A 9,471-nucleotide genomic window follows, 5' to 3' on the forward strand; every position below is an offset into this window, starting at 1 on the left:
CGCCGACACCCCGGCCGACCGGCCACCCTGCACCACCGGAACGCAGCCCAGCCGCCCCGCGCCGGCTCATCCCTATGCACTGCGGCCCGCACGGACAGGCGGGGCGCGACGTACCGGACCTGGACCCCCGCGACCGAAGACCTGCCCCACCACCGGCACGTCCGGAGCGATCACAACAACCCGACCACCCCGCAGGCCACCAGCCGCCCGGCCACATACGCCGAGGCCCGCACGGCCAGCCCGCGCACCACCCGCCGAACCCGGACCCCCGCGACCGGAGACCAGCCTCACCGGCACGTCCGACGTGATGACGACAACCCGACAGCCCTGCCACCCACCCGCGGCCCGACCGGCCAGCCCGACCGACGCTCACAGCGCACCACCCCACACCAGCAAGGCTCACCCCCGCCCCCGCCCCCGCCAGGCCACGAGCCGCCCCCGGCCACATACACCGCACCCCGCACGGCCAGCCCGCGCACCAACGCGACTCACCCCCGCCAGACCCTCCCCACCTCGGCCACATGCGCCGCGGCCTGTGCCAGGCCCGCGCGGGCCGCCGGGGCGCGGCGGGCCGGGTCCAGGTTTCTGCGGCCGAAGGCCTGCTTCGCCTGCGCGTCCGGGGTGATGACGACGACCCGGGCGCCGTCGGCCTCCAGTTGGTCGGCCTGTCGGCGCGGGGACAGGAGGGGGCCGCCGCCCGCCGGCTGCGGTGCGATGACGACCACGCGCTCATGGCCCGCGGCGAGTTGGACGTTGGCGCAGGAGTGCACGCCGCCGTCGATCCACTTGCGGCCCCCGATGGTCACCGGCGGCCACACCATCGGCACGGCGCAGCTCGCCGCGACGGCGTCGACGACCGAGGCGCCGCTGTCCGCGTCGAAGGCCCGCAGCTCACCGGTCCGGGCGTCCACGGCGGTGACGAGCAGGGCGCGCGGCGGCCACGCGTGGGAGACGAGACGGCGGGCGATCACTTCGCGCCGGTCCGCCTCGGGCAGCGTCTCGGCGGCGAGGGCGAGGCGGCCGAGCTTCTGCCCGTACGCCTCGGGGGTGCGTGAACTCAGCACGGCACGCGCGTACTTGAGGAAAGTACCCGCTCCCAGATGGGCGGGGATCTCCCCCTTGGGGTCGGCGAGCTGGCGCTCGTACAGCTCGGGCAGCGTCAGCCGCCCCGAGGTCAGCTGGGCACCGACCACGGCACCCGCGGACGAGCCGACCACCAGGTCCGCGTCGCTCAGATCGACACCGGCCTCGGCGAGCCCGTGCAGCACACCGATCTCCCAGCCGACTCCGGTGAGCCCGCCCGCCCCCAGGACCAGTGCCGTCTTCCCCATGGACCGCCGCCTCTCCGCGCGGGACCCGGTGCCCGTGCCCCGGGTCGCAGTTCACAGCAGTGTCGCGTACGGGCCCGCACCCCCTGCCCCGGGGGTACGGGCCCGTACGGTTCAGCCCACCTCGGTCACGGTGCCCGCGCCGACGGTGCGGCCGCCCTCGCGGATCGCGAAGCCGAGGCCCGGCTCAAGGGGCACGTCACGGCCGAGCTCGACCGTCATCGTGACGGTGTCGCCGGGCCGGGCGACCGCCACATCGCCGAGGTCGATGTCGCCGACCACGTCCGCGGTACGCAGATAGAACTGCGGCCGGTAACCACTGACCACCGGGGTGGTACGGCCGCCTTCGCGTGCCGACAGGACGTACACCTGCGCGGTGAAGCGCCGCGCGGGCGTGACGCTGCCGGGCGCCGCGACGACATGGCCGCGCCGCACGGCGTCGCGCGGCACTCCGCGCAGCAGCAGCGCGACGTTGTCGCCGGCCTGCGCGGAGTCCATCGGCTTGCCGAAGGTCTCCAGACCGGTGACGACCGTCTCGCCCGCCTTCGCCGTCACCGCCGCCGACGCCCCGGACGCGCCGAGCACCTCGACACGGTCACCGACCCTGATGGTGCCGCGCTCGACGGCGCCGGTGACGACCGTCCCCCGGCCGGTGATGGTCAGGACGTTCTCCACCGGCAGCAGGAACGGCGCGTCGACATAGCGCTCGGGCATCGGCACATAGGTGTCCACCGCGTCGAGCAGCGCCTCGACGGCCCGGGTCCAACGCGGGTCGCCCTCAAGGGCCTTGAGGCCCGAGACCCGCACCACGGGCACGGCGTCGCCGCCGTAGCCGTGCGCGGAGAGCAGCTCACGCACTTCGAGCTCGACCAGGTCGGCGAGCACCGTGTCCTCGCCGTCGTCGACGGCGTCGGCCTTGTTGAGCGCCACCACGATGTGGTCGACGCCCACCTGCCGCGCGAGCAGCACGTGTTCGGCGGTCTGCGGCATGATCCCGTCGAGCGCCGAGACCACCAGGATCGCCCCGTCCAGCTGGGCCGCCCCGGTGACCATGTTCTTGACGTAGTCGGCGTGGCCCGGCATGTCCACGTGGGCGTAGTGCCGGGTCTCCGTCTCGTACTCGACGTGCGCGACGTTGATGGTGATACCGCGCTGCGCCTCCTCGGGCGCGCGGTCGATACGGTCGAAGGGCACGAACGTGCCGGAGCCGCGCTCGCTGAGGACCTTCGTGATGGCGGCGGTCAGGGTGGTCTTGCCGTGGTCGACATGGCCCATCGTGCCGATGTTCAGATGTGGTTTGGTGCGTACGTACGCCGTCTTGGGCATGGCTGACGTGGTTCCTTCCCGGAACACGAAGCGTGGAACGCGGACCCCTGTGCCGTACCGACCCTCCCCCTGCGGGGTCCGCCGGAGTGTCCGGGAAGGGTCAGCTTCGGGCGCCGTCGAAAGGGAGAACGGCAGCCTTCGCAGCGTCCGCGACTGCGGACGGAGCTGCGAGGAAGGCGTACCGGAACATGCCGCCGATCATTGCGTACGGATGGTTGCGTGGCGAACGGTTTTTCCCCCGGCCTGCGTGCGGCCCGGGTGCGTGCGGCCCCGGCGCGTGCCGTCCGGGCGCGTGCCATCCGGCCCCGGCCACGACTCCGTCCGGGCCCAGGCCCCCATCGCTTTCAGCGACTGAACCTCGTGGCCGGAAGTCAACCAAGCCCGGTTCAAAGCCTGTTCCGATCAAGGCGGCCTTCGCTCTACCCTCCTCAATGAGGAAACCGGGCGCCGCTCATGGCAGCGCCGATGGCCACCTGGCCGCCTCTTCCAGGCCCCAGCCCCCGGCCCGGACAACTCCAGCGCGCTTCGACGAGCCAGCTGGAGCCGCACCGCCGACTGTGCGGCTCCAGCCCCTGTCCTCCCGAGCGAAGGGGCAACTCCCGCAGCCCTGCCGCAGGAGAGGACGCCGCGCGAGGAAACGACGAGGGGGAGCCTCGCTCCTCGCGCCCGCGGCGGCCGCTGCCCCGAGGGGTGGCGGCCGTCCCGCGCCTGATCGGCTCGTTCACACCCGGTTCGCACGGGTTGTTTCGACCGTACTCCGAATTTCCCCCGGCATTCCTCGTACGGAGCAGACCGGTACAGTCGCGCCGAACCGGGTGGGGCAGCCGGTCAGGCCGGCGGTCAGGGAGCGAGGATGTCGAGCTCCTCGAGCGCCCCCACCGTGATCTCGCGGGTGAGCTGTTCCGCGCGGGCCGCGTCGCCCTCGCGCACCGCCTCCGCGACCCGGACATGCAGCGTGACGGCGGCCGGGTCGGGGTCCTCGAACATCACGTCGTGCTGGGTGCGGCCCGTCAGGACCTCGGCGACGACATCGCCGAGGCGGGCGAACATCTCGTTGCCGGAGGCGTTGAGGATCACCCGGTGGAAGGCGACGTCGTGGAAGAGATACCCCTCCAGGCGCCCACCACGTGAGTTGGCCACCATGCCGAGCGCGCACCCGGTGAGTTCGGCACACTGCTCGGCGGTGGCGTGCTTGGCGGCGAGACCGGCCGCGACCGGTTCGACCGCCGAACGCAGCACCGTCAGGGAACGCAGCTGCCGCGGGCGACCGTCGCCGGCCAGACGCCAGCGGATGACCTGCGGATCGTAGACATTCCACTGGCTCTCGGGGCGCACGGTCACGCCCACGCGGCGCCGGGACTCGACGAGGTACATGGATTCGAGGACGCGCACCGCCTCGCGCATGACGGAGCGCGACACCTCGAAGCGCTCCGCCAGTTCGTCCGTGCGCAGCACGCTGCCCGGCGGGTACGTGCCCGCCGTGATCTCGGGGCCGAGAGTGTCCAGTACATGGCCGTGCAGTCCCCGGCCCGGTGTGGTCATGCACTCAGCGTACGAGGCGCGTCACGCTCGCCAAAAGTCATACTTATTTATCACAGGGTCTTGAATTCGTCGTACCTAATCGGTTTCAGTGAGGTCGACGTCAGATGTCGACGTCGCATGTCGAGGAAGACAGCGAACAGCGAGGCAGTCATGCGTACCCCCCACGTCGTCGTGGTGATGGGCGTCGCCGGCACGGGCAAGACCACCATCGGTCCCCTGCTCGCCGCCCGGCTCGGCGTCCCCTATGCCGAGGGCGACGACTTCCACCCGGAGGCCAGCATCGCCAAGATGTCGGCCGGGACGCCGCTCACCGACGAGGACAGGTGGCCGTGGCTGGACGCCATCGGCACCTGGGCCCACGGACGTGAAGGGCTCGGCGGGGTCGTCAGCAGTTCCGCGCTGAAGCGCTCCTACCGCGACCGGCTGAGGGCGGCGGCCGCCGGGATCGTGTTCGTCCACCTCACGGGCGACCGGGAGCTCATCGCGAGCCGGATGGCGGACCGTCAGGGGCACTTCATGCCCACGGCGCTCCTCGACTCGCAGTTCGCCACGCTGCAGCCGCTCGAGACGGACGAGCCGGGGGTCGAGGTCGATGTCTCCGGCGAGCCCGAGGACATCGCCGCGCGAGCCGCGACCGCCCTCGAAGCGCTCGACCGCGCACCGAAGCCGACACAGGCGCCGGCACCCGCACCCGCACCGGCACCGGCACCGGCACCGGCCTCGTAACCCCGCCTCCCCCTCTCCCCCCCTCTCTCCCCCTTCCCTCCCCTTTCTCTCTCCCCACCTGCCCCTCCACTGACAAGGGAAAGACCCGTGACCAGACTCAGCGTCGAGATGCTGGCAGCGGACACCGTCGAGCCGATCACTTCGGCCGGTCATGCCCAGCTGGGCATCGCCGTGCTGGCGGGCATCGCCGTCATCGTCCTGCTCATCACCAAGTTCAAGCTCCACGCGTTCCTGGCCCTGACCCTCGGGTCACTGGCGCTCGGGGCGTTCGCCGGGGCGCCGCTCGACAAGGCCATCACCAGCTTCACCGCCGGGCTCGGCTCCACGGTCGCGGGCGTGGGCGTACTGATCGCCCTCGGCGCGATCCTCGGCAAGCTGCTCGCCGACTCCGGCGGCGCCGACCAGATCGTCGACACGATCCTCGCCAGGTCCGGCGGCCGTTCGATGCCGTGGACGATGGTGCTCATCGCCTCCGTGATCGGCCTTCCGCTGTTCTTCGAGGTCGGCGTCGTCCTGCTGATCCCGGTCGTCCTGATGGTCGCCAAGCGGGGCAACTTCTCGCTGATGCGTATCGGCATCCCGGCGCTCGCGGGCCTGTCCGTGATGCACGGCCTCGTCCCGCCGCACCCCGGCCCGCTGGTCGCGATCGACGCGGTCAAGGCCAACCTCGGTGTGACGCTGGCCCTCGGCGTCCTCGTCGCGATCCCCACCGTGATCATCGCCGGTCCGCTGTTCGCCCGGGTCGCGGCCCGCTGGGTGGACGTCCAGGCCCCCGAGCGCATGATTCCGCAGCGTCCGTCCGAGGACCTCGAGAAGCGTCCGGGCTTCGGCGCCACCCTTGGCACCATCCTGCTGCCGGTCGTCCTGATGCTCGCCAAGGCGCTGGTCGACATCGTCGTCGACGACCCCGAGAGCACCGTTCAGCGCGTCTTCGACGTCATCGGCTCCCCGCTGATCGCCCTGCTCGCCGCGGTACTCGTCGGCATCTTCACCCTCGGCCGGCCCGCCGGATTCTCCAAGGAGCGGATCTCCGGGCTCGTCGAGAAGGGCCTCGCACCGATCGCGGGCATCCTGCTGATCGTCGGCGCGGGCGGCGGCTTCAAGCAGACGCTCATCGACTCGGGCGTGGGCCAGATGGTCCTGGACATCTCCGAGGACTGGTCGATTCCGGCGCTGCTGCTCGCCTGGCTGATCGCCGTGGTGATCCGTCTCGCGACCGGTTCCGCGACCGTGGCGACCGTCTCGGCGGCCGGTCTGGTCGCGCCGCTCGCGGCCGATATGTCGACCACGCACAGCGCCCTGCTCGTGCTCGCCATCGGCGCCGGCTCGCTCTTCTTCAGCCATGTCAACGACGCCGGATTCTGGCTGGTGAAGGAGTACTTCGGCCTGAACGTCGGCCAGACGATCAAGACTTGGTCGATCATGGAGACGATCATCTCGGTGGTCGCCGGCGCGCTGGTCCTGCTGCTGTCCCTTGTGATCTAGGCGTACGCACTCGGCGCGAGGGGGCGTTCACAAGTGCTTGAGCGCCTCCCGCACCGACAGCGGCGCGAGCCGGTCCCGGTGGGCGGTGACGAAGGAACGTACCGCCTCCGGGTCCGTCTTCGCGTACTCCCGCAGACACCAGCCGATGGCCTTGCGGATGAAGAAGTCTGGGTGGCCCGCCTGGCGCAGGCAGTAGCCGAAGAGGCGGTCGGTGTCGGTGGCCCGCTTGTAGCGCAGCTGGTGCAGGAGGGCGGTGCGCGCCACCCACAGATCGTCGTCGTCGATCCAGGCGTCCATGTCGCGGGCGAGACCGGGGTCGGCCGCGACCAGGCCGCCGACGACATGTGCGGCGAGGGCGTCGACCGTGTCCCACCAGGAGACGGTCGTGACGAGATGGCGGGCCACGGGCAGAAACCCCGAGGAGCAGCGCTTCACATACCGCCGCAGATAGTCGACGGCGAAATAGTGGTACTCGCGCTCGGGCAGCTGCCAGCAGCGCAGCGCTACAGCCGTGCAGTCCGCCTCATCGGGGCGCGGCAGTCCGTCGAGCACGGTGCGCGAGAGGGCGCGGCGCTCGGTCGACATGATCCCGAGAAACGCAACGACGTTTTTCATGTACGCCTCGAGGGGCGCGACCCGCTCCGGTGCGGCGCCCTTGGGATACGCGATGACCAGGCGCGCGAGCACTTCATCGGCAAGATCACTCGCCGGTACCGGGGGCGGCACTGTGACGCTCATGAGACGCACCATACGGCGATCACACATATGTGTCGGTTAGTCTCCCCGAATGTTCGACCCTGTGACCCGGCCCGCGGCTCCCCTGCAACAGGGCCTCGGCGTGCGCTTCGGCAGAGTGCTGCTCTCGCCGTGGTCGCGGCTTGCGCTCCTGGTGGCGCTGCTCGCCGCGGCCGGCACGAGCGTCCTCGTCTTCGAACCGCAGCGCTTCCTCGCCGACGGCTGGCCGCCGCAGATCAACGGCGCGGCCGCTGTCGTCATGTTCGCCGTGGCGTACGGCCTGTGCACGGCCGCCTTCGTGCCACGGCCGCTGCTCAATCTCGCCGCGGGGGCGCTGTTCGGCTCCCAGGCGGGTCTCGCGGGGGCGATCGCGGGCACGGTGCTCGGCGCGGGGATCGCTTTCGGCCTCGGCCGGGTCCTGGGCCAGGACGCCCTGCGCCCGCTGCTGCGCGGCCGCATGGTGCACGCCGTCGACGGCCAGCTGAGCCGCCACGGCTTCCGCTCGATGCTGGCGGCGCGGCTCTTTCCCGGGGTGCCGTTCTGGGCGGCGAACTACTGCGCGGCGGTGTCCCGGATGGGGTGGCTGCCGTTCCTGCTCGCCACGGGCCTCGGCTCGATACCGAACACGGCGGCGTACGTCGTCGCGGGCAGCCGCGCCTCGACCCCCACCTCGCCCGCGTTCCTCATCGCCATGGGCTTTATCGCCCTGACGGGTCTGGCCGCGGCGGCGGTCGCCTGGTGCAAGCGGCACAAGCTCCGCGGGGAGGGCTCGGGACACTCCGAAGGCTCCGGGTCCGGACCCGAGCCCGTGGGCGCGGCCCGCGCCGACGGCCCGGCATCCGGCTGACCGGCACCGACCGGCCGTAACCGACTGACAGCCGACGCAGGGCGGGCACTTCACCGGGGGCTGCACGCAGCTGCGCGAGGGGGGCTTCACAGCAACCTGATCCGCGCGGACGGTACGCTGCCCAGCGGCGGCGGCCGAAGATCCGTGCCGATACCGGCACTTCCCTTCGCGAGCCGCCTCCCACGGCCACACCTATGACCACTTCCGCACACCGCCGGTTCCGCACACGAGCGGGCCGGCGCACGATCAGATCCGGGACGGCGCTCTGAGCGCACCACCGTGCCCTCGGTCAAGGCCATCACGCGGCGAAGATGGCGAAGCGCGGCGACAGCTCGTACACGGTCTCCCTCAAAAGGTCATCAAGAACCTTAAGAGGATCGGCACCGACATGAAGGTCAAGTACAAGGAGACGGCGCGGGGAGGGCTCGCGGTCAACGTCATCGAGCGCTGAGGAGGCGGGCTCTGATCAGCACTTTCTCTTCTTTCAGCGCTGTCGGGGCCTTCCCTGCTCACACGGCAGAAAACCCCTCGGAAGTCCCCGAGACAGACGTGAAAGTCCCTGAAAATCCCTGGGGATCCTAGTGGACCAAGATCTACAGGGTGCGCAGCGTTCCCGAGGGTCAGAAGTAATGAGCACAGCACTCGCCCAAAGCTCCCCGGGAGGCGAGGCAGCCTCTGGACCATCAGGTACACGCCACGGAAGTGGATCTCCACCTCTGGACGCGTGGAGTTCTTGTCTCTACGGCAGTTGGGACGTCCCATGTGGAGCCCCTCCGGAGGCGGCCCGCACAGGCCGACAGGCGTCTTGATGCTTCCGGCTACGGCAGCACACCGAGACGGCATCGCGCATGAGTATTAAGAAACGTAGTGGAGAGAGAATGAGACTGAAGTCGAACTCATGATCCCTCTGCTCCCCGGGGAGCAGAGGGATCATGAGTTCGGCCACCGCTGCGTGATGAGTCATCCCCGCATGCGTGGGGGGGCAGGACGACGACCGCATCGTCGGCTGTCTTGCACTGGGAACATCCCCGCGTGCGCGGGGAGCAGTCGGGCTCGCCCAGTGAGTTGTGTGGTGGTGGCGTGAGGAGCGGCAGGGGTGATCGTGCTGGTCGGCGCCTGCTGTCTTCGGTGAAGATCGTCCGTCCTGCCGGTGGGCCGGTTTCTCCGGTTCGGCTGTGCGCGATGTCGCCTGCGACCTACGATCCGTGATCGGCCGGAAACGCCGCAGGATCGCTGGAGGATGCGTATGGGGGATCTGGAGCGACGGGTGGCGGGATCGCGCTGCTGGACGGATCCCTGATCCGCACCCGCCGTCGCACCGGAGCTGCGAACCCGAAGAACTTCTCCGGCAAGCATAAATGCCACGGCCTGCTGGTCGTCGCTCTCACCGACGAGAACGGCCGACTGCTGTGGATCTCAGCAGCGCGGCCCGGACGCACCTCGGAGATCACCGCATGCCGCCACGACAAGCTCACCGCCCGC

Annotated in this window: 8 protein-coding genes and 1 pseudogene; 5 read left to right on the top strand and 4 right to left on the bottom strand. The window is 70.6% G+C overall.

The genetic code is table 11. The features are described from left to right. Window positions 1–488 precede the first annotated feature (488 nt). The 3 genes from ACFQVC_RS41435 to ACFQVC_RS41445 all read right to left on the bottom strand — a co-directional run bounded on the left by ACFQVC_RS41435 (window position 489) and on the right by ACFQVC_RS41445 (window position 4,196). A complete protein-coding gene (locus tag ACFQVC_RS41435) occupies window positions 489–1,331 on the bottom strand; it encodes a patatin-like phospholipase family protein (protein WP_381841611.1) in 843 nt (280 codons plus the stop codon). Window positions 1,332–1,442: 111 nt separating this feature from the next. Next, the gene (gene tuf / locus ACFQVC_RS41440; RefSeq protein WP_381841614.1) at window positions 1,443–2,654 is read right to left on the bottom strand and encodes an elongation factor Tu; all 1,212 of its coding nucleotides are present in this window, start codon (window positions 2,652–2,654) and stop codon (window positions 1,443–1,445) included. Window positions 2,655–3,494: 840 nt separating this feature from the next. Continuing rightward, the gene (locus ACFQVC_RS41445; RefSeq protein WP_381841617.1) at window positions 3,495–4,196 is read right to left on the bottom strand and encodes a FadR/GntR family transcriptional regulator; all 702 of its coding nucleotides are present in this window, start codon (window positions 4,194–4,196) and stop codon (window positions 3,495–3,497) included. Window positions 4,197–4,346: 150 nt separating this feature from the next. Between ACFQVC_RS41445 and ACFQVC_RS41450 the strand changes: the two genes are divergently transcribed. Further along, window positions 4,347–4,922 (top strand): gluconokinase, encoded by a 576-nt coding sequence (locus ACFQVC_RS41450; protein ID WP_381841620.1) that lies wholly within the window; start codon window positions 4,347–4,349, stop codon window positions 4,920–4,922. 87 nt (window positions 4,923–5,009) lie between these two features. Beyond that, window positions 5,010–6,407, top strand: coding sequence for a GntP family permease (locus tag ACFQVC_RS41455; protein ID WP_381841622.1), 1,398 nt, complete (start codon window positions 5,010–5,012; stop codon window positions 6,405–6,407). A gap of 27 nt (window positions 6,408–6,434) precedes the next feature. On the opposite strand, the gene ACFQVC_RS41460 is transcribed toward ACFQVC_RS41455, so the two are convergent. After that, a complete protein-coding gene (locus ACFQVC_RS41460; RefSeq protein ID WP_381841625.1) occupies window positions 6,435–7,145 on the bottom strand; it encodes a DNA alkylation repair protein in 711 nt (236 codons plus the stop codon). Window positions 7,146–7,194: 49 nt separating this feature from the next. Here ACFQVC_RS41460 and ACFQVC_RS41465 point away from each other — a divergent pair, with 49 nt between their 5' ends. The 3 genes and pseudogenes from ACFQVC_RS41465 to ACFQVC_RS41475 all read left to right on the top strand — a co-directional run. Further along, the gene (locus tag ACFQVC_RS41465; RefSeq protein WP_381841628.1) at window positions 7,195–7,989 is read left to right on the top strand and encodes a TVP38/TMEM64 family protein; all 795 of its coding nucleotides are present in this window, start codon (window positions 7,195–7,197) and stop codon (window positions 7,987–7,989) included. Between the two features lie 267 nt (window positions 7,990–8,256). Continuing rightward, window positions 8,257–8,440: pseudogene (locus ACFQVC_RS41470) on the top strand (L-serine ammonia-lyase, iron-sulfur-dependent, subunit alpha); the annotation flags it as partial. Between the two features lie 845 nt (window positions 8,441–9,285). Continuing rightward, window positions 9,286–9,471 (top strand): transposase family protein (locus ACFQVC_RS41475; RefSeq protein WP_381841634.1); only part of this gene is annotated, 186 nt, incomplete at its 3' end.

This window comes from Streptomyces monticola, assembly GCF_042665355.1.
Lineage (GTDB): Bacteria > Actinomycetota > Actinomycetes > Streptomycetales > Streptomycetaceae > Streptomyces > Streptomyces monticola.

What these genes read in the sequence shown, in the direction of transcription:
- ACFQVC_RS41435 (WP_381841611.1), bottom strand. Translation starts at nt 1,331, where the DNA reads ATGGGGAAGACGGCACTGGTCCTGGGGGCGGGCGGGCTCACCGGAGTC.
- tuf (WP_381841614.1), bottom strand. Translation starts at nt 2,654, where the DNA reads ATGCCCAAGACGGCGTACGTACGCACCAAACCACATCTGAACATCGGC.
- ACFQVC_RS41445 (WP_381841617.1), bottom strand. Translation starts at nt 4,196, where the DNA reads ATGACCACACCGGGCCGGGGACTGCACGGCCATGTACTGGACACTCTC.
- ACFQVC_RS41450 (WP_381841620.1), top strand. Translation starts at nt 4,347, where the DNA reads ATGCGTACCCCCCACGTCGTCGTGGTGATGGGCGTCGCCGGCACGGGC.
- ACFQVC_RS41460 (WP_381841625.1), bottom strand. Translation starts at nt 7,145, where the DNA reads ATGAGCGTCACAGTGCCGCCCCCGGTACCGGCGAGTGATCTTGCCGAT.
- ACFQVC_RS41465 (WP_381841628.1), top strand. Translation starts at nt 7,195, where the DNA reads ATGTTCGACCCTGTGACCCGGCCCGCGGCTCCCCTGCAACAGGGCCTC.